Source organism: Pseudomonas rhodesiae (assembly GCF_007858255.1).
Lineage (GTDB): Bacteria > Pseudomonadota > Gammaproteobacteria > Pseudomonadales > Pseudomonadaceae > Aquipseudomonas > Aquipseudomonas rhodesiae.
In genome coordinates this window covers 287254-307665 of the sequence record NZ_VFEU01000004.1, presented here as the reverse complement: position 1 = coordinate 307665, position 20412 = coordinate 287254, and the positions used below count along the sequence as shown (strand labels likewise).

Annotated in this window: 16 protein-coding genes; 6 read left to right on the top strand and 10 right to left on the bottom strand. The window is 61.0% G+C overall.

The window, feature by feature from the left end:
- Positions 1–64 precede the first annotated feature (64 nt).
- The 4 genes from ccoP to ccoN are packed head-to-tail and all read right to left on the bottom strand — an operon-like array spanning position 65 to position 3262.
- The gene (gene ccoP, locus FIV35_RS08350; RefSeq protein ID WP_034114792.1) at positions 65–1012 is read right to left on the bottom strand and encodes a cytochrome-c oxidase, cbb3-type subunit III; all 948 of its coding nucleotides are present in this window, start codon (positions 1010–1012) and stop codon (positions 65–67) included.
- Positions 1009–1215, bottom strand: coding sequence for a cbb3-type cytochrome oxidase subunit 3 (locus tag FIV35_RS08345; protein WP_034099670.1), 207 nt, complete (start codon positions 1213–1215; stop codon positions 1009–1011). The genes ccoP and FIV35_RS08345 overlap by 4 nt, the downstream gene beginning before the upstream one ends.
- Before the next feature lie 3 nt (positions 1216–1218).
- On the bottom strand, positions 1219–1827 hold the full coding sequence (ccoO, locus tag FIV35_RS08340; RefSeq protein WP_034099669.1) for a cytochrome-c oxidase, cbb3-type subunit II: 609 nt from the start codon (positions 1825–1827) through the stop codon (positions 1219–1221).
- 10 nt (positions 1828–1837) lie between these two features.
- Positions 1838–3262 carry a cytochrome-c oxidase, cbb3-type subunit I gene (gene ccoN / locus FIV35_RS08335; protein ID WP_034138921.1) on the bottom strand — a complete coding sequence of 475 codons (1425 nt, stop codon included), beginning with the start codon at positions 3260–3262 and terminating at the stop codon, positions 1838–1840.
- A gap of 78 nt (positions 3263–3340) precedes the next feature.
- Between ccoN and FIV35_RS08330 the strand changes: the two genes are divergently transcribed.
- Positions 3341–4033, top strand: coding sequence for an alpha/beta family hydrolase (locus FIV35_RS08330; protein ID WP_034138920.1), 693 nt, complete (start codon positions 3341–3343; stop codon positions 4031–4033).
- A 93-nt stretch (positions 4034–4126) separates the two neighbouring features.
- Here FIV35_RS08330 and FIV35_RS08325 read toward each other — a convergent pair whose 3' ends face one another.
- The 4 genes from FIV35_RS08325 to FIV35_RS08310 all read right to left on the bottom strand — a co-directional run bounded on the left by FIV35_RS08325 (position 4127) and on the right by FIV35_RS08310 (position 9141).
- Positions 4127–5692 (bottom strand): methyl-accepting chemotaxis protein, encoded by a 1566-nt coding sequence (locus FIV35_RS08325; protein WP_034099665.1) that lies wholly within the window; start codon positions 5690–5692, stop codon positions 4127–4129.
- Positions 5693–5765: 73 nt separating this feature from the next.
- Positions 5766–6557 carry a CPBP family intramembrane glutamic endopeptidase gene (locus FIV35_RS08320; RefSeq protein ID WP_034138919.1) on the bottom strand — a complete coding sequence of 264 codons (792 nt, stop codon included), beginning with the start codon at positions 6555–6557 and terminating at the stop codon, positions 5766–5768.
- 68 nt (positions 6558–6625) lie between these two features.
- Positions 6626–7522, bottom strand: a complete 897-nt coding sequence (locus FIV35_RS08315; protein ID WP_034138918.1) for a DMT family transporter — start codon at positions 7520–7522, stop codon at positions 6626–6628.
- Positions 7523–7587: 65 nt separating this feature from the next.
- Entirely contained in the window at positions 7588–9141 is a 1554-nt protein-coding gene (locus FIV35_RS08310; RefSeq protein WP_425326827.1) for a methyl-accepting chemotaxis protein, read from the bottom strand.
- 461 nt (positions 9142–9602) lie between these two features.
- On the opposite strand from FIV35_RS08310, the gene aceK reads away from it, so the two are divergent.
- Positions 9603–11309 carry a bifunctional isocitrate dehydrogenase kinase/phosphatase gene (gene aceK, locus FIV35_RS08305; RefSeq protein WP_034138916.1) on the top strand — a complete coding sequence of 569 codons (1707 nt, stop codon included), beginning with the start codon at positions 9603–9605 and terminating at the stop codon, positions 11307–11309.
- A gap of 144 nt (positions 11310–11453) precedes the next feature.
- On the opposite strand, the gene FIV35_RS08300 is transcribed toward aceK, so the two are convergent.
- Positions 11454–11864 carry a hypothetical protein gene (locus FIV35_RS08300; protein ID WP_034138915.1) on the bottom strand — a complete coding sequence of 137 codons (411 nt, stop codon included), beginning with the start codon at positions 11862–11864 and terminating at the stop codon, positions 11454–11456.
- A 719-nt stretch (positions 11865–12583) separates the two neighbouring features.
- Here FIV35_RS08300 and hrpA point away from each other — a divergent pair.
- From hrpA to FIV35_RS08280, 4 genes are all read left to right on the top strand, one after another.
- Positions 12584–16495, top strand: a complete 3912-nt coding sequence (hrpA, locus tag FIV35_RS08295) for an ATP-dependent RNA helicase HrpA (protein ID WP_083377785.1) — start codon at positions 12584–12586, stop codon at positions 16493–16495.
- Between the two features lie 264 nt (positions 16496–16759).
- Entirely contained in the window at positions 16760–17881 is a 1122-nt protein-coding gene (locus FIV35_RS08290; RefSeq protein WP_034099658.1) for a beta-ketoacyl-ACP synthase III, read from the top strand.
- A gap of 16 nt (positions 17882–17897) precedes the next feature.
- Positions 17898–18512, top strand: coding sequence for an RNA polymerase sigma factor (locus tag FIV35_RS08285; protein WP_034138913.1), 615 nt, complete (start codon positions 17898–17900; stop codon positions 18510–18512).
- Positions 18506–18751: a zf-HC2 domain-containing protein gene (locus FIV35_RS08280; protein ID WP_034099654.1), complete on the top strand. Its 246-nt coding sequence runs from the start codon at positions 18506–18508 to the stop codon at positions 18749–18751. Before FIV35_RS08285 ends, FIV35_RS08280 begins: the two co-directional genes overlap by 7 nt.
- A 107-nt stretch (positions 18752–18858) precedes the next feature.
- Here FIV35_RS08280 and FIV35_RS08275 read toward each other — a convergent pair whose 3' ends face one another.
- The gene (locus tag FIV35_RS08275) at positions 18859–20181 is read right to left on the bottom strand and encodes a putative porin (RefSeq protein WP_034138912.1); all 1323 of its coding nucleotides are present in this window, start codon (positions 20179–20181) and stop codon (positions 18859–18861) included.
- Positions 20182–20412 lie beyond the last annotated feature (231 nt).

Below are 20412 nucleotides of genomic sequence, written 5' to 3'. Positions count from 1 at the left end.
GAGCGAGCAAGCCCGCTCCTACAGACGAAGCAGCGGCCGCCCCGGGTGGGGCGGCCTTGAGTGGTTATTGCGCTTGGCTTTCTGGCTTTGCGCCATCAGCGTTGTGGGACAGGCTGTACACGTAAGCCGCCAGCAGGTGCACTTTGTCATTGCCTTGCAGGGCTTCCTGCGCTGGCATCTGGCCTTGACGGCCGTGACGGATGGTCTGCTGCAATTGCGCCAGGCCGGTGCCGTAGATGAAACCGGCGGGTTCGGTCAGGTTAGGCGCGCCCATGGCTTCCACACCGTGGCCTTGCGGGCCGTGGCAGGCAACGCAGGTGGTGTTGAAGGTGGCTTGGCCAGCGGCCAGATCGGCGGTGCTATCGGCCGGCAGCGGCAACTTGGCCAGGTCGTGGCGCACATAGGCCGCGACGTTTTTCACGCCGTCTTCGCCCAGTACTTCACCCCAGGCCGGCATCGCCGCGTGGCGACCGTTCATGATGGTGGTCTTGATTGCCTCGGCAGAGCCGCCCCAGCGCCACAGGTTGTCGGCCAGGTTTGGGAAGCCGTATGCGCCCTTGGCATCCGAGCCGTGGCACACCGCGCAGTTGGAGGCGAACAGGCGGCCACCCATTTTCAGCGCTTGTGGGTCTTTGGCTACTTCTTCCACGGGCATGGCCGCGAATTTGGCGTAGATCGGCCCAAATTTCGCATCGGCCTTGGCCATTTCCTTTTCCCATTCCTTGGCCTGGGTCCAACCGCCTTCATAGCCCGGCAGGACGCCTTTCCAGTTGCCCAAGCCCGGATAGAGGATCAGGTAGCCGACCGCGAACACCAAGGTGCCGACGAACAGCATGAACCACCACTGGGGCAGGGGGTTGTCGTATTCCTCGATGCCATCGAAGGCGTGGCCCATGGTCTGGTCGACACTGCCCTTGGTCTCGCCCTTGCGGGTGGAGATCAACAGCCAGGTCAGCCCGATCAGGCTGCCGATGGTCAGTACGCAGATCCATGTACTCCAAAATAGGGTCATGGCCGAGTGCTCCTTATTGCAGGCTCTTCTTGAGCGTCGGATGGGGGGGCGGTGGGCTCGTCGGCGAACGGCAGCAGGCGCGCCTGCTCGAATTCCGCATTGCGCCGATTGTTGAACACCCACAGCGACAAGCCGATAAAGGCGATGGCGACCACCAGCGTGCCGAGGCCGCGGATGGTGCCCGCATCGAATTCAAATCCCATGGCTCACCTCTTGCTCTTGATGGCAGTGCCGAGCACTTGCAGGTACGAGACCAGCGCGTCCATCTCGGTTTTGCCCTTGAGGCTGGCCACGGCGCCCTTGATGTCGTCGTCGGTGTACGGCACGCCGAGGGTGCGCATTACGTTCAACTTGGTCTCGGTGTGGCTGCTGTCGACCGGGGCCGTGACGAGCCACGGGTAGGCCGGCATTTTCGACTCAGGCACCACGTTGCGCGGGTTGTACAAGTGCGCACGGTGCCAGTCGTCGGAGTAGCGTGCGCCGACGCGCGCCAGGTCCGGGCCGGTGCGCTTGGAGCCCCACAGGAACGGGTGGTCCCACACGCTTTCGCCGGCGACCGAGTAGTGGCCGTAGCGTTCGGTTTCGGCGCGGAACGGGCGGATCATCTGCGAGTGGCATTGCACGCAGCCTTCGCGGATGTAGATGTCGCGGCCTTCCAGTTGCAGCGCGGTGTAGGGCTTCATGCCTTCGACCGGCTTGTTGGTCACGTCCTGGAAGAACAGCGGGACGATCTGGGTCAGGCCGCCGATGCTCACGGCGAGCACCATCAGCAGCATCATCAGGCCGACGTTCTTTTCAATCGTTTCGTGTTTCATCACTGACTCCTCAGGCCATCTGCGCGACAGGGGCGGCTTCGACAGGTTGTGCCGAGCGCACGGTGCGCCATGTGTTGTAAGCCATCAGCAACATGCCGCTGAGGAACACCGCGCCGCCCACCAGCCGCACGATGAAGCCTGGGTGGCTGGCCACCAGGGTCTCGACGAAGGAGTAGGTCAAGGTGCCGTCGTCGTTGATCGCACGCCACATCAGGCCCTGGGCGATGCCGTTGACCCACATCGAAGCGATGTAGAGCACGGTGCCGATGGTGGCCAGCCAGAAGTGCGCGTTGATCAGGCCAAGGCTGTACATCTGCTCGCGGCCGAAGACTTTCGGGATCATGTGATACAGCGCGCCGATGGAGATCATCGCCACCCAACCGAGGGCGCCGGCGTGTACGTGGCCGATGGTCCAGTCGGTGTAGTGGGAGAGCGAGTTGACGGTCTTGATCGCCATCATCGGACCTTCGAAGGTCGACATGCCGTAGAACGCCAGGGACACCACCAGGAAGCGCAGGATCGGGTCGCTGCGCAATTTATGCCAGGCGCCCGAGAGGGTCATCATGCCGTTGATCATGCCGCCCCAGCTTGGCGCCAGCAGAACCAGCGACATCACCATGCCCAGGGACTGTGCCCAGTCCGGCAGTGCGGTGTAGTGCAGGTGGTGCGGACCGGCCCAGATGTACAGGGTGATCAGCGCCCAGAAGTGCACGATGGACAGGCGATAGGAGTACACCGGACGCTCGGCTTGCTTGGGCACGAAGTAATACATCATGCCGAGGAAACCGGCGGTGAGGAAAAAGCCTACCGCGTTGTGCCCATACCACCACTGCACCATGGCATCCGTCGCACCGCCGTACAGCGAGTAGGACTTGGTCAGGCTGACCGGGATTTCCAGGTTGTTGACGATATGCAGGATGGCCACGGTGATGATGAACGCACCGAAGAACCAGTTACCGACGTAGATGTGCTTGGTGTTGCGCTTGGCCACGGTGCCGAAGAACACAATGGCGTAGGCCACCCAGACGATGGTGATCAAGATGTCGATCGGCCATTCCAGCTCGGCGTATTCCTTGGAACTGGTGTAGCCCAGCGGCAGGGTGATTGCGGCGAGCAGGATCACCAGTTGCCAGCCCCAGAAGCAGAACGCGGCGAGTTTCGGCGCGAACAGCTGGGTCTGGCAGGTGCGCTGCACCGAGTAGAAGGAGCTGGCGAATAGCGCACAGCCACCGAACGCGAAGATCACCGCGTTGGTATGCAGTGGGCGTAAACGGCCAAAGCTGGTCCAGGGCAAATCGAAGTTGAGCGCGGGCCAAACCAATTGGGCGGCGAGAAAAACCCCGAGCCCCATGCCGACGATGCCCCACACCACCGTCATAATGGCGAATTGGCGGACCACCTTGTAGTTATAGGCGGTACTTAATGTAGTGTTCATGGTTCCCCATCCACGGTTCAACCCAAGCCGAGCGGCACTTGGGCTGGAGTTATAGGCAGACTAAATAGCGAGGCAAGCATGGGCAAAGAGCACAAGGCCAGTATTGACGGGGATCAATGGGCGCAGTGTGCGCGGGAACATGGCTGGTTGTGGGATGTCGCGTCCAACGCGCCTTCGGGCGGGCCGATCACGCTTATCCTGGCCCACGGCGCCGGCGCGCCAATGGACTCGACCTTTATGAACGACATGGCTGCACGCCTTGCCGCACAAGGCGTGAACGTGTTGCGCTTCGAGTTTCCCTATATGGCTCAGCGCCGGCTCGACGGCGGCAAACGCCCACCCAACCCGGCACCGAAACTGCTGCAGGCCTGGCGTGAGGTGTATGCCGAGGTGCGGCGTCATGTCGCTGGGTCTGTGGCCATCGGTGGCAAGTCCATGGGCGGGCGCATGGCCAGTCTGGTGGCCGACGAACTGGGCGCCGATGGGTTGGTGTGCCTGGGGTATCCGTTTTATGCGGTGGGCAAGCCGCAGAAGCCTCGGGTCGAACATTTGGCCGAGCTGAAGACCCTGGCCTTGATCGTGCAAGGTGAGCGCGATGCCCTGGGCAATCGGGCCGCGGTGGAGCGTTATGCGTTATCGCCGAGCATCGAGGTAATGTGGCTGGAGGCGGGGGACCATGACTTGAAGCCGTTGAAGGCTTCGGGGTTTACGCATGAGCAGCATTTGGAGGCTGCGGCCGTGCAGGTGGCTGAGTTTCTCAGCGTCTGTTAGGGCCAATCGGGAGCAAGCCCCCTCCCACATTCGACCGCATTCCAAGGGATGTACGCGGTTAACTGTGGGAGGGGGCTTGCTCCCGATAGCGGTCTATCGGTTGAAACGTTCGACCAAGGAATACTGGCTATTAGCTGTGTGGGTCAGGTCTTCACTCAATTGCGCCGAGTTCAGTGCCTGTTCCGAGGTTTGATCGGCCAGCAGTGCAATGGTGCTGATATTGCGGCTGATCTCCTCAGCCACCGAGCTTTGCTCCTCGGTCGCGGCGGCGATCTGGCTGGTCATATCGGTGATGTGCGCCACCGCTTCGCTGATGCCCACCAGCGCCTGATCCGCTTCCATTACCCGTGCCACGCCTTCTTCGGCCTGGCGATGCCCGGCATCCATGGTCTGCACGGCCGCGCTGGCGGTTTGTTGCAGCTTGGCGATCAAGGTATGGATCTGCCCGGTAGACTCGGCGGTACGTTGCGCCAGTTGGCGAACCTCGTCGGCCACTACGGCAAAGCCTCGACCCATTTCACCGGCACGCGCCGCTTCAATGGCGGCGTTCAGCGCCAGCAGGTTGGTCTGGTCGGCAATGCCTTTGATCACATCGACCACGCCACCGATTTCATCGCTGTCCTTGGCCAGTTGGGTCACGGTGACACCGGTTTCACCCACGGCGGTGGACAAGCGCTGAATCGCCTCGCGGGTTTCCCCGGCGATATCGCGGCCGCGACCGGTCAGGCGATTGGCTTCCTGCGTGGCATCGGCGGTGCGCTGCACGTGGCTGGCCACTTCCTGGGTGGTCGCGGCCATCTGGTTGACGGCGGTGGCCACTTGCTCGGTTTCGACGCGCTGGCGTTCCAGGCTGCTGGAGCTGTTATGCGCCAGGGTATTGGACTGCGACGCCTGATCGTTGAGGTGCTCGGCAGTGTCCTGCAAGCGGGTCAGACACGTCCTCAGACGCGCCTCCTGGCTGAGGATCGACATCTCCAGGCGTGCCTGGGCGCCACGGCTGTCGGTGTACATCTGCGCGATCAACGGGTCGGACGTGGTCTGCTCGGCCAGGCGCAGCAGGCGCTTGAGGCCGCGCTGTTGCCAGCTCAGGCCCAGCAGGCCCAAAGGCACCGACAGCGCCGCGGCCAAGGCAAAACCCCAGTGGGAGTTAAGCCAGGCCCCGATCATAAAGCTCAACTGGCTCACCAGAATAAAAGGCACCCAGTCCTGTAGCACCGGTAGCCACTTGTCGCGCCGTGGAATCGCCGACTTGCCCTGGTTGATGCGTTGGTAGAGCGCTTCGGCCCGGCGGATCTGCTCGGCGGTGGGTTTGACCCGCACCGATTCGTAGCCGACCACCTGGTTGCCATCGAAAATCGGCGTTACATAGGCGTTCACCCAGTAATGATCGCCGGTCTTGCAGCGGTTCTTGACAATGCCCATCCATGGCAAGCCTTGTTTGAGCGTCGTCCACATGTGCGCGAACACTGCCGCCGGAACATCCGGGTGACGTACCAGGTTGTGCGGCGCGCGCAGCAGTTCTTCACGGCTGAACCCACTGATCTCGACAAACGCGTCGTTGCAGTAAGTGATCACGCCCTTGGCATCCGTGGTGGAGATCAACCGTTGCTGAGCGGGGAAGGTACGTTCGCGCTGGGTAACGGGCTGGTTATTACGCATGATTGTTCAATCCGCAAGGCTTTCAGGGGGTATCGACCGGCACGGGGGTTTATTTAACTTATTTTTGCAACAATCAACCGGCCAGCATCGGATACGTAAACAAGCCGAAGTGAAGCAGGTTCAAGCCAAAGTGCGTGGCAATCGCCGCCCCGAGGCCGCCAAACCGGTATGCCAAGCCGTAACCGACCCCGGCAATGCTCGCCAGCAGCACCCAGTGCCACCCCGCCCCCAGGTGCACAAGGCCAAATAGCAGCGACGCCAACAACAGCGCGAGGTTGTCGCCATAAGGCAGGTGCTTGAAGCGCCGGCTCAAGCCGCCTTGAATGTAGCCACGGAACAGCGCTTCTTCCACCAGCGTGACCAACAGCAGATTATTGAGCACCCACAGCCACGCCGGATCCGGCCATTTCGGTGCCCAACTGATGATGCCAAGCAGCGCCGCGCCGCCCAGGGCCGCGATGGCGGTGAGGGTCAAGGCCAGGGCGGTGACACAGATCGACAGGCGCAACGCGCGCCGCGCCACGATCCAGGGGCAGGCCAGTAGCAGCCAGAAGCCGATCAGAGGTTTGTCCTGATTCAGGTACATCGAGAACGGCACTGCATCGGGGGTGAAGCGTTGCGGGTCGATCCCGCGGCCGTTATAGAAGCCCGGCAACCAATGCATCGCCAGGCCCAGCGCCAATACGATAAACAGGCCGTGGCCCAGGTAGCGCGCCCAGGGTGTGTGTTGTTGGCGCACGGCATAGCCGGCGACCAGCAGCAGGGCGACTGACACCAACGCCAGTGCACCCAATTGTCCGTAAACCAGGGCCATTACATAGCCGATGGAAAGCAGTGCCAGGTACAGCCAGGGCAGGGTCAGCATGGGGGGAATCCTTGAAAATACCGGGCGGCAGTATAACGACCGTCCCTGGCTCCCCGCATGAAACCTGCCTACAAGGTCTTGGCCAGTTTCCCTACCCGTAATACCAGCCACAGCGCGCCCGCGATCAACACCCCACCATATAGATGAGCCATGGACAGCGGCTCATCCAGCAATAAGGCGCCCCACAGCACGCCAAACGGCGGGATCAGGAATGTGGTGGTCATCGAGCGCACCGGCCCGATGGCCGTCAGCAAGCGGAAGTACAGCACGTAGGCAAACGCCGTACACACCAACCCGAGCCCCAGCAGCGACGCCCAGACCTGCCAACCGCCCCAACTGGCCGGTGGCTGATATAGGGCACTGATGGCGAAGAAGGGCAGTAGAAACAAGGTCGCGCCGAGCATGCTGCCTAGAGCGGCGAGGCGGCTGTCCAGGCCGCCGCGTCGATCCAGCCAGCGGCGTGCCAGGAACCCGGCAAAGCCATAGCAGGTGGTGGCCAGCAGGCAGGCGAGGGCACCCATCAGCAGGGGCAGGTCGAATGCCACCGGCCCGGCGCGGGTCAGTACGGCCACGCCCAGCAGGCCCAGGCACACGCCGGCGATTTTCGACGGGGTCAGGCGTTCGCTGAAGAACAACCCGCCGATCAACACGCCCATCAGCGGCGTGGTGGCGTTGAAAATCGCCGAATAGCCGGCCGGCAGCACTTGGGCGGCCACCGAGTACATGGTGGCGGGGATTCCGGAATTGATCACCCCCAGCAGCAGGACGGTTCTGAATTTACCCTGGAAATCCCATTTCACCCGCATCACGGCCAGCATCACCAGCAAGCCGGCGGCGGCGATCGATACGCGGAAGAACGCGGTGGGCAGCGTACCGATTTCCGGCGCAATGATGCGCATAAACAAGAAACTCGCGCCCCAGATAGCGGCCAGTCCCAGCAGGTAGAGGGTGTCGACAGGTCTCACGGAAAACTTCCTACGCGAATAAGCCGGCGAGTGTTGCCCAGCGCCCTGCGCGACACAATCCCTGATTACACGACGAAGCGCAGCACCATGCCATTGAGGTCCACCGCCAGGCGCGACAGCTCTTGACTGGCGGCCGATGTCTGGGTGGCACCGGCGGCGGTCTGGGTGGACAGGTCGCGGATATTGACCAGGCTGCGGTCGACCTCGCGCGCCACCAGCGCCTGCTGCTCGGCGGCGCTGGCGATCACCAGATTGCGCTGGCTGATCTGCGAAATGGCGGCGGTGATCTTTTCCAGCGCGCTGCCGGCGCTGTTGGCCCGCTGCAGAGTCTGGCCGGCGTGCTCGGCGCTGCTGTTGAGTGCGTCAACGGTGGCTTGGGTGCCTTGCTGGATGCCGCTGATCATCTGCTCGATTTCTTCGGTGGAGTCCTGGGTGCGCTGCGCCAATGAACGCACCTCATCGGCGACCACCGCAAAGCCCCGCCCGGCCTCGCCTGCGCGCGCCGCTTCAATCGCCGCATTCAGCGCCAGCAAGTTGGTCTGCCCGGCAATGCCCCGTATCACCTCAAGCACCTTGCTGATGTCCTGGGCCTGTAGCGCCAAGCCCTCGGCTTTATTCGAGGCGCCGAGCACTTCGTCCACTAGGTTCTGGATTGAGCTGATGGTTTCACTGATCTGGTAGTGGCCATGTTTGCTGTCTTCGTCGGAGGCCTGGGACGCCTCGGCGCTGGACACCGCATTGCCCGCTACCTCGTCGACGGCCGCGCTCATTTGGTTGACGGCGGTCGCGGCTTGCTCGATTTCGTCGTTCTGGGCCTGCAAGCCGCGTGTGCTCTGATCCATCACCGAGCTCATCTCCTCGGCGGCCGAGGCCAGTTGCCGGGCCGATTCGCTGATTCCACGAATGGTGCCCTGCAACTGTGCTTGCATACTGGCCAGGGCGGTCAGTAGCTGAGCTGCTTCGTCCTTGCCGCTGACGGTGATGGGCTGGCTCAGGTCGCCGTTGGCGATGGTGCGGGCCACCCCCAGCGCCTGGCCGATCGGCACGGTGATGCTGCGGGTGAGCAACCACGCCAGCAGGAGGGTAGCGATCAGTGCGACCACGATAATCAGGCCGACCACCCACTGCGCGCTCCCATACAGCTGCGCGGCCGAATCGGCAGCGGCTTCGACGCCGTTCTGGTTGAACACAATCAGGTTTTCCAGGCTCTGGCTCAGCACGCCGCCCTGGGGCGCGAGGCGACCGACTAGCAAGTCGAGGGCTTCCTGCTGTTGGTCCTGGTCCACCAGCGCGATCATTTGCGCGACGATGGCGAGGTAGGTGGTTACGTGGCCTTTGAGGGTCTTGAGCAGGTCGCGTTCGGCGTCGTTGCTCAGCAGGGTTTCATGCCGGTCGAGCAGCTTTTGCAGTTCATCGCTGGTGCGGCTGATCACTGCTCTGCTGGTGTCACGCACGCGAGATTCGTCGGTGCTTACCAGGCGCAGGGACTCCAAGCGGATAGTGGCCACCAGGGCCGCACTGTCGTGAATGTTCTCGATGCTGGGCATCCACGTTTGCTCAATCACCAGCGCGCTTTCACGCAGCTTGGCCATCTGGCCCAGGCCAAACAGCCCCACCATCACCAGCAAACTGGCCAACGCGGCAAAACTCAGACCGGCGCGCATACCGATTCTCATGTTCCTCAATGACATCTCAATGCTCCTTGGACGATTAGAACCTCTTCCCGCATCGGCCTATGGCCTTGTCAGGGTGGGAAAGGGCGCGCTGTATATCAAAGTGCCATCAAGGTGGTAATCAGGGTTTCCCTTAGTTGGATCCAAAATCGAATTTTGTGTCGGGGGCTGGCGATAGGCGCCTTTTTCTTGGATTCAAGCGCCAGGCCACGCTGTGAGAGGCTCAGGCGAATGACGCGTTGCACGTTTCTAGTGCGTTAGTTGACCATCCGGTCGACTTATAAAAATTGCAAATTAATGTACAAAGTTGACAAGGCTGTAGAACGGCGCGCCGAAAATCCTTCTTCTCCTGGGTTCCCGCACTGGCTAAGCTCAGGGCTTCCCGATGCCCGTTCGAGGTTTCCCGCATGTCGCAGCCCACGTCCGCCCTTGCCATCGCCCGCACCATCCTTGAGGGCTTCGATGACTACCGCGAACACTTTCGCCAGATCACCGATGGTGCGCGCGAGCGTTTCGAAAAGGCCCAATGGCAGCTGGGCCAGGCGGCATCGGCGGCGCGGATCAACCTGTATGAAGAAAAGGTCGGCGAAGTCACCACGCGGCTGCGCGCGGGGTTCGAGGCCGCCGATTTGCTGGACATCGACCTATGGCCTTTGGTGAAAAGCGCCTATATCGGCCTGATCGACCTGCGTTTCGACGATGAATTGTCCGAGACCTGGTACAACTCGATCTTCTGCGGCCTGTTCAGCCACGACCTGATCAGCGACGGCTGCATGTTTATCCACACCACCCGGCCCAGCCTGCGTCGCGCGCGGGCGGCGCAAACCCGTGTCTACGCGCCGGCCGGGCAGATTGCCGAGATGCTCGCGCAGATCGTCGAGGACTACCGCTTCAGCGAGCCCTACGCCGACCTGGCGGCCGACTTGCGCCGGCTCGAAGCCCAACTGCGGGAAAACCTGCCGGATTGGGTGTGCAAAGACCCGGACCTCAAAGTCGAGCTGTTTTCCTCGGTGCTCTACCGCAATAAAGGGGCCTACCTGGTCGGGCGCATCTATACCCGCGATGAGCAATGGCCGCTGGTTATTCCGCTGCTGCACCGCGAAGGGCAGGGTATCCGCATTGATGCGCTGATCACCGATGAGGCCGAGGTGTCGATCATCTTCTCGTTCACCCGCTCCTACTTCATGGTGGATGTGCCGGTGCCGGCGGAGTTCATCGGGTTTCTCAAGCGCATCCTGCCGGGCAAGCACATTGCCGAGTTGTACACGTCCATCGGTTTCTATAAGCACGGCAAGTCGGAGTTCTACCGCGCGCTGATCAACCACCTGGCTACCACGGACGACCGGTTCATCATGGCCCCCGGCGTGCGCGGCATGGTCATGAGCGTGTTCACCCTGCCGGGCTTCAACACCGTGTTCAAGATCATCAAGGACCGTTTCTCACCGTCGAAAAACGTCAACCGCGCCACCGTGATCGAAAAGTACCGCCTGGTTAAAAGCGTCGACCGTGTGGGGCGCATGGCCGATACCCAGGAATTCGCCGATTTTCGCTTTCCCTTGAGCAAGTTCGACCCTGATTGCCTGGCCGAACTGCTGGACGTGGCCGCCGGGACTGTCGAAGTCGAAGGCGACACCGTGCTGATCCGCCACTGCTGGACCGAACGGCGCATGACCCCGCTCAACCTCTACCTGGAAAACGCCAACCCCGCACAGGTACGCGAAGCCCTGGAAGATTACGGCCTGGCCATCAAACAGTTGGCGGCGGCGAATATCTTCCCCGGTGACATGCTGCTCAAGAACTTCGGCGTCACCCGTCACGGCCGCGTGGTGTTCTACGACTACGACGAAATCTGCTTTCTCACCGAGGCCAACTTCCGCCACATTCCCGCCCCGCGTACACCCGAGGATGAAATGGCCTCCGAGCCCTGGTACTCCATCGGCCCGCTGGACGTGTTCCCGGAGGAATTCCCGCCGTTCCTGTTTGCCGACATCGACCAGCGCAAGCTATTCAACGAACTGCATGGCGAGTTGTACAACGCGGATTATTGGAAGGGCCTGCAGGAGGCGATTCGGGCGGGGAAGGTGATTGATGTGTTTCCGTATCGACGCAAGTGAGGAGAGGTGTCTTGAACCGCTCAGTGACTGTGGTTTAGCGCACCCTGAAGTGTTCCCACTGAATAAAGCTACTGGCAATTATAAAAATGCCAGTAGCAAGGTGATGCAAGTTATAAGTCGATATATCTAACGGTTCGCTTGAGTTTACTTCAGGAATGGTACGTCTTTGTTAGTTTCCAGTACCCTGTCGCTCCAGTTAGTCAAACGATTTCTGTCCACTTCGTTGGACGAACTGCTCTGGCCTTTAGCCGTTGCCTGGTAGAGGTCATTCATCGACTCTTTATATGCGTTGTCGACATTCTTGGTCGAATACCCTTTGTCCTGTAGTTCAATTTTTCTCTGTAGCAAACCTATAGGCTTGTCAACATGACTTTGACCGAATTTGGACGTAGGGAAGTCGGTGGGGAGACTTTTTAAAGTTTCTATGGTTTTCCACGAACTGGAGGACGACGCCGAGGCGCCTTGTGGCATGCTGTCGGGCGTGCGTTGGTGCTTTTCCGCAAATGAATGTCCATAGCCTCCGACACGAGATGAAGACATGCGATCTATAGGCATAAAAACTCCGATGACTGTTGTTGGTAACTGGTAAATAATGCGTCGAATAAAGTTTCGAGATTGCATCAGTGCATTAGTGTTTTTTCAAAAAAAGCACAAAGTGCTTATTTATTTAACTAAATAAAACGCTGTGTTTTTAATGGGGTATTAAAAGTATTGAATGGAAAAGGTGAGTCTTCTTGGCTTTCGTTTGTTAATGGTCACTCATGAAGTTCACGCCTCGATTGGCCTGGCTTATAGAGTGATACTGCGAGATTCTATTCGCCGTCAGGTTGGTGGCCGGTGTGGATGGAGCACGGCTATTACTGGCCGAAGGTTGGGTACCTGTTGCTTGTGCATAGCTCGGAGGGTGCTCATAGGGCGGCGGGTTCCGAGGATTTGTTGCTTCGGCGTAGGAGGGCGGGTTGTGTGAGCGCGTAGTGGACGGACTTAGCGGCATGGAAACTCCGGTTCACGTTGAAAAATGAAGGTTGGCCAGAGGTGTCTGGAAGGTTCATTGAACCGTTCGCATGCCATCTATCCCATCGGACTTCTGCCATTAAGACGACAGAGTGATCTACTCAGTGGCGTAGTAAATATCGTCGTCGGCGGTAAGTCAGCGCAGTCGTAATTGACTGACCGTCTCCATACTGGTCGAAATCTGCGACAATCCCGCCCTCTCTGATGACTTACGCTGCGCAGGCCTCACCTGCCTCACCCAAAAGACCCTTGCCGCCCTGATGACTGACCAAGCGCCCGCTATCGACCAACTACTCAAAAACCTCGATCACGCCATGCTCGCCGACCGCCACCGCTTGCGCCGGCAGTTGCTTGAGCTGCGCAAGAAACCCGACGAGGAAAAGTTGGCGCAGTGGGTCGCGCGCATGCAGGCCTCCTGTGCCCAGGTGACGGCGCGGCGCGCCAGCCTGCCAGTGATCCGCTATGACGACAGCCTGCCCATCGCCGCCAAGCGCGATGAGATCAAGGCCGCGCTGAGCAAGCACCAGGTGTTGATCATTGCCGGCGAAACCGGCTCGGGTAAGACCACCCAGTTGCCGAAGATCTGCCTGGAGATCGGTCGCGGCCAGTACGGCCTGATCGGCCATACCCAGCCACGCCGGATTGCCGCGCGCAGCGTGGCCAGCCGCGTCGCCGAAGAACTGGCCACGCCCCTCGGCGCGCTGGTCGGTTACCAGGTCCGTTTCGAAGACCAGAGCGACGCCAACACCCTGATCAAGCTGATGACCGACGGCATCCTGCTGGCGGAAACCCAGAACGACCGTTATCTGGAACGCTACGACACGATCATCGTCGACGAAGCCCACGAACGCAGCCTGAACATCGACTTCCTGCTCGGCTACCTCAAGACCCTGTTGCCGCGTCGCCCGGACCTCAAAGTGATCATCACTTCGGCCACCATCGACCTGGAGCGCTTCTCCAAGCACTTCGACGATGCGCCCATTGTGGAGGTCTCGGGTCGTACGTTCCCGGTGGAGACGTGGTACCGCCCGCTGACCCTGGAGCAGGACGAGGAGGGCAACCGTGTCGAGGACGACCTCACCGTTGACCAGGCGATCCTCGCCGCCCTCGATGAAATCGCCGCCTACGAGCGCAGCGAACGGCGTAGCCCCGGCGACGTGTTGGTGTTCCTGCCGGGCGAGCGCGAGATTCGCGACGCCGCCGACATGCTGCGCAAGGCCCAGCTCAAGCACACCGAGATTCTGCCGTTGTATGCGCGCCTGTCGCCCGCCGAGCAGCAGCGGATCTTCCAATCCCATCCCGGCCGTCGCGTGGTGCTGGCGACCAACGTCGCGGAGACCTCGCTGACGGTGCCGGGCATTCGCTATGTGATCGACAGCGGCACGGCGCGCATCAGTCGCTACAGCTACCGCGCCAAGGTGCAGCGCCTGCCCATCGAAGCGATTTCCCAGGCCAGCGCCAACCAGCGTAAGGGCCGCTGCGGCCGGGTTGAGCCGGGCATCTGCGTGCGTTTGTACAGCGAAGAGGATTTTATCGGCCGTCCGGAATTCACCGACCCGGAAATCCTGCGCACCAACCTCGCCGCCGTGATCCTGCAAATGCTGCACCTGCGCCTGGGCGAAATCACCGACTTCCCGTTTATCGAACCGCCGGACGGCAAGGCCATCAGTGACGGTTTCAATCTGCTGCAAGAGCTGTCGGCGGTGGACCGAAACAGCCAGTTGACCCCACTGGGCCGCCAGTTGGCGCGCCTGCCCGTGGACCCACGTATGGGCCGCATGCTGCTGGAAGCGGCCAAGCTCGGCAGTTTGCAGGAAGTGCTGATCGTCGCCAGCGCCATGTCGATCCAGGACCCGCGCGAGCGCCCACCGGAGCGCCAACAGGCCGCCGACCAGGCCCACGCGCAGTGGAAAGACCCGGATTCGGACTTCGCCGGCTTGGTCAATCTGTGGCGCGGCTTTGAAGAGCAGCGTCAGGAACTGACCGCCAGCCCGCTGCGCAACTGGTGCCGCAAAAACTTCCTCAACTATTTGCGCCTGCGCGAGTGGCGCGATTCCCATCGCCAGTTGAGCCTGATTTGCCGCGATATGCAGTTGGCCATCAATAAAGACCCGGCGGACTACCCGAAACTGCACAAAGCCGTGCTGTCCGGCCTGCTCAGCCAGATCGGCCAGAAGACCGAAGACGGCGATTACCTGGGGGCGCGTCAGCGGCGCTTCTGGATCCACCCGTCCTCGGGCATCGGCAAAAAGCGCCCGCAATGGCTGATGACCGCCGAACTGGTGGAAACTACCAAGCTGTATGCGCGCATGGTGGCCAAGATCGACGCCGACTGGATCGAGCCGCTGGCCGGGCACTTGATCAAGAAGAACCACTTCGAGCCCCATTGGGAGAAGAAGCGCGGCCAGGTCGTGGCCTTTGAGCAAATCACCCTGTTCGGGCTGATTGTGGTCGGTCGACGGCCGGTGCATTACGGCCCGGTCGACCCGGTCGTCTCACGGGAATTGTTTATTCGCGAAGGTCTGGTGCGCGGCGAGATTCAGTCCCGCGCCAGGTGCCTCAGCGCCAACCAGCGCTTGCTGGAGCAGCTCGACGAACTGGAAGCCAAGGCCCGCCGTCGCGATATCCTGGCCGACGAAGAAACCCTGTACGCCTTCTACGACGCGCGCTTGCCGGCGGAAATCCACCAGACGGCGACCTTCGACAGCTGGTACAAGATCAACAGCCAGAAAGATCCGCAATTGCTGATCATGCGCGAGGAGGACGTGCTGGCCCGCGAGGCCAGCGAAGTCACCGCCGCGCATTACCCCGACACCTTGCACTTGGGCGATCTGGCCCTGGCCTTGAGTTACCACTTCGAACCCAACCACCCGCGCGACGGTGTGACCTTGCGCGTACCGGCGCCGCTGTTGCCGGCGTTGCCCGCCGAGCGCCTGGAATGGCTGGTGCCAGGGTTGATCGAAGCCAAGTGCATCGCGCTGGTGCGCAACCTGCCCAAAGCGTTGCGCAAGAACTTTGTGCCGGTGCCGGACTTCGTCAAGGCCGCGCTGCAACGTATCGAGTTCGGCCAGGGCTCGCTGCCCCAGGCGCTGGGGCGCGAACTGCTGCGCATGACCGGTGCGCGGGTCAGTGACGAAGCCTGGGCCGAAGCGGCGCAGCAGGTGGAAAACCACCTGAAGATGAATCTGGAGGTGGTCGACGGCCAGGGCAAGTTCCTCGGCGAAGGCCGCGACCTGGCCGAACTGACCGCACGCTTCGCCGAAGCCAGCCAAGCCGCGCTCGCCGTGCCGCAGACCGCGAAAAGCCAGCAACCGGTGGAGGCCAAGGTGTTCGCGGCGGTGGCCGAGAAGACCCAGCAGAACATCGCCGGGCTGTCCATGACGGTGTACCCGGCGCTGGTGGAAGAGAACGGCACGGTCAAGGAAGGGCGTTTCTCAACCGCCGCCGAGGCTGAGTTCCAGCACCGTCGCGCTTTGCAGCGCCTCTTGATGCAGCAACTGGCGGAACCGGCGAAATTCCTGCGTGGCAAGTTGCCCGGTCTTACCGAACTGGGGCTGATGTACCGCGAACTGGGGCGTATCGATGCGCTGGTCGAAGACATCCTGTTGGCCAGCCTCGACAGCTGTGTGTTGGAAGGTGAAGCCAGCCTGCCGCGCGACGGCGCCGGCCTGGCGGCCCTGGCCGAGCGCAAGCGCAGCGGCTGGACCGAACACGCCGAGCGCCTGGCGCGCCTGACCCTGGATGTGCTGAAACTCTGGCACGGCCTGCAAAAGCGCTTTAAAGGCAAGATCGACCTGGCCCAGGCCGTGGCGTTGAACGACATCAAGCAGCAACTGAGCAACCTGGTGTACCCAGGCTTCGTACGTGAAACGCCGGCGCAATGGTTCAAGGAACTGCCGCGCTATCTCAAGGCCATCGAATTGCGTCTGGAGAAGCTGCCGAGCCAGGTACAGAAAGATCGAGTGTGGAGCGGTGAACTCAGCGGCCTGTGGACGCAGTACCAGAACCGCCTGAACAAACACACCCAAGAAGGCAAGCGCGACCCGCAACTGGAGCTGTACCGCTGGTGGCTGGAGGAGTACCGCGTGTCACTGTTTGCCCAACAGCTTGGAACCAAGGTGCCGATTTCCGACAAGCGATTGAGCAAGCAGTGGAGCCTGATCGAGGCCTGATCGCTTTTTCGGTCAGCCAGGCAGGCAGATCAAAATAGGAGAGGAGGCGTGCCCTCTCTCCTATTGAAACCCGCTGGCAGATGGCGCCAAATCCCTGTGTTTGTGGCAAACTTCGCCGCTATAAATGCCGGGATCGTCGCAGAAGTCTGCGGCGCGATGGAATAAAGCGATGCCAGTTTGGTGTCCGCGGTGCGGAATCGGACTACTTACAGTTTGGTACGACGGTACCAATATCTTCTGCCTGACAGATTTAGAGGAACGACCGTGCATAACGTCGTCATCAGCGGCACTGGCCTGTACACCCCGGCCAACAGCATCTCCAACGAAGAGCTGGTGCAGTCTTTCAATACCTACGTGCATCAGTTCAACAGCGACAACGCCGCCGCCATCGAGCGCGGCGATGTGCAAGCGCTGACCGAGTCCAGCGCGGCCTTTATCGAGAAAGCATCGGGTATCAAAAGCCGCTTCGTGATGGACAAGGACGGCATTCTCGACCCCCAGCGCATGACCCCGAGCCTGCCGGAGCGCAGTAACGACGAATGGTCGGTGCTCTGCCAGATGGCCGTCGGTGCCGCTGAACAGGCCCTGCAACGCGCCGGTAAGACCGCCGCCGACATCGACGGTGTGATCGTCGCCTGCTCCAACCTGCAGCGCGCTTACCCGGCCATCGCCATTGAAGTCCAGGAAGCCCTGGGTATCGCAGGCTTTGGTTTCGATATGAACGTGGCCTGTTCTTCCGCTACGTTCGGCATCCAGAATGCCGCCAACAGCATCCAACTGGGCCAGGCCCGGGCGATCCTGATGGTCAACCCGGAAGTTTGCACCGGTCACCTGAACTTTCGTGACCGCGACAGCCATTTCATCTTCGGCGATGCCGCCACGGCGGTGATCCTGGAGCGTGCCGACCTGGCCACCTCCGAGCATCAATTCGACGTGGTCAGCACCAAGCTGCTGACCAAGTTCTCCAACAACATCCGCAACAACTTCGGCTTTCTCAATCGCGCGGCGCCGGAAGGCATCGGTGCGCCGGACAAGCTGTTCGTGCAGGAAGGCCGCAAGGTGTTCCGCGACGTATGCCCGATGGTCGCTGAACTGATTGGCGTGCACCTGCAAGAAAACCAGCTGAATGTGGCGGATGTGAAGCGCTTCTGGCTGCACCAGGCCAACCTGAGCATGAACCACCTGATCGTGAAGAAACTGCTGGGTCGCGAAGCCACGGTGCAAGAGGCACCGGTGATTCTCGATACCTACGCCAACACCAGTTCGGCCGGTTCCGTGATTGCGTTTCACACTTACCAGGACGACTTGCCCAAGGGCTCGGTTGCCGTGCTCAGTTCGTTCGGCGCGGGTTATTCGATCGGCAGTGTCATCCTGCGCAAGCGCTGAATAACCGGAGTCTTTAATGGCTGCAGCGGACGACGCGCACCTGCTTGAACGTTTGCTCAAGGGCGAGCAGCAGGCTTACAAAGAACTGGTCAGCACCTATCAGAGCGCGATGCGGGCGGTGGCTTATGCCATCGTCGGCCAGCGCCATGCCGATGAGGTGGTACAGGACGCCTGGCTGTCGGTGGTGCGCAATCTGGCCAAGTTCGAGGGGCGTTCCAGCCTCAAGACCTGGTTGCTGACAATCACCGCCAATGCCGCCAAGGGCCGTTACAAGCTGAATCGTCGGGAGGTGCTGCTCGACGATTTGCCTTCGCCCCACGGCACCATCGGCGACGACCGTTTCAGCCCCGATGACGGTCACTGGGCCGTCGCCCCTTATGCCTGGCACCAGGACACGCCGGAGGCGTTACTCACCGAGGACGAGCTGCGCGACTGCCTGGAACATACGTTGCTGAGCTTGTCCGAGCTGCAAAGCAGTGTGTTGGTCTTGCGCGAACGCCAGGGCCTGGCGTTGGAAGAAATCTGTAATCTGCTGACCCTCTCGCTCTCCAATGTGCGAGTGCTGTTGCATCGGGCACGGCTTAAAGTCTTCGCCACGGTGGAGCATTTTGAGGAAACCGGCGAATGCTGACCTGTAAAGAACAAGTGGCACGTTCCAGTGATTATCTCGATGGGCAATTGACCTTTCGCGAGCGCCTGATGGTGCGTCATCACTTGATGTTCTGCGCGAACTGCCGCCGGTTTATCCGCCAGATGCGCCTGATGCAAGCCACCTTGAAGATGATGCCCGACGCGCCGGTCAAGAATGTGGATGCCTTGGCGCAGCGGCTCGCTGACGAGCGGCGCAAGGATCGCAAAGACGGGAAATAAACAGGCTCGCGTGGGTGAGCCGAACGGATGATGGGGATCGCCCCGCCCACGCCAGACTGTGACAACCACCTCGGGCCTTCCTGGCCCGAGGCTTACAGCGCCTAGCTTCAGAACTTGGCTTCGGCATCCAACTGCAGGGTGTTGGTGTCGGCGTCGCGCTGGGTACGGCTGGAGAAATCCGCCTTGGTCAGGAAGTACGTGGCACCGACCGCGAAGTTCTTGTCGATGTCGTAACCCACTTTGAACTTGTGACCGCGCGAACCGGTGGTGCCGTTGGCGAAGTCCGAGTCGGTGAAGGCGCCGACCACGGCGTTACGCTGGGTGTCGCGGTAGTTGTAGTCCAGGTTGAAACCGAACACCTTGGACTTGGCGCCCAGCAACCAGGCGGTGTCCTGATCGGTGGAGGCGTCGTTGTTTTTCACGTATTGACCGTACAGCGACAGCGGTACGGCCAGGCCGCCGATGTCCAGTTGGCTGAAACCTTCGTACAGGCGGAATTCTTCGTTGGCCGAGTTACCGTTGACCGCCAGCGCGCACGGCGTGGTGGTCGTGGTGCAGCGGCTGTCCTCATCGTTCTGATAGGCGTAGACGCTGCCGCCCACGGTCAGTTTCAGGTTGTCGGTCAGCGAGAAACGCGAGCCCAACTGGCCGGCGGTCAAGCGCAGGTCGTGGCGGAATTGCACGCCGTCGCCGTCGACGTTGTCTTTGAGGTTGTAGTTACCAATGCTGCCGAACAGCTCGGCGCTGCTGCCCAGCGGGTACTTGTAGGTCAGGGCCAGGCCTTCAGGGTTGATATCGCTATCCCAGATCACATCGCCCATGTTGACCCACGGTTGCAGCATCTTGCCGCCGATCACGTGCAGGTTCTTGATCTGGTCGGGGTGGTAGTCGATGTAGCCCAGGTCCAGCCAGATCGACTTCTTGTCGAAGTAGCCATCCTGATCCTGGTTGGTGGAGCGCGCGTCGTCGCCGCCGCCGGTGGCGATACGGATGCCGGTGTCCACTTGCGGGTTGATCTCAGTGTAAGCGCCCAGACGCGCACGGATGCGCTGACGATCCTTGTCACGCCCGCCGTTGTTGGGTTCGCCGTCGATCTTGATGGTTTCCTGACGGAAGCGTACATCACCCTTGAACTGCGTCTTGGCGGCCCAGGCCAGCTTCTGGTCGAACACGCTCAGTTCGTTGGCTTTCTTGGCGGTGGCCGCGATCTGTTCGTTGGTCTCTTGTTGAGCTTGCCGTGCGATCTGCTGTTCTTTCTGGTCTTTGGCCAACTCGTTTTGCAGTTCGGTGTACTGCGCCGCAGTGATCTGGCCGTTGGCCTTGAGCATGTCGAGCAATTTAGCGTCGACTGCGGCGCTGGCCGGAACGCTCAGGGCCAGCAACAGGCCGCCACACAGGACCGCCGCAGTTTTAGTGGAAGCAAGACGCATATCAATCTCCGAAAGTGGGGAGGGATGGCAAACCATCCAGGACACAACCGACCGTTGACGGACGGAAAAAATAACCGCCTGCTAGAACCAGGCGCTCTAAAAACAGGCGTCAGTATCGCGGTGGTTTATGACGGAACAGTGGCAAAGTAATGTCATGTCGGTGACAAATTGTTCGGGCGTGGAACTATTGGTTTAGAGCCTTGTCCGGCGATTCGAGGGTGTGCTGGTCGC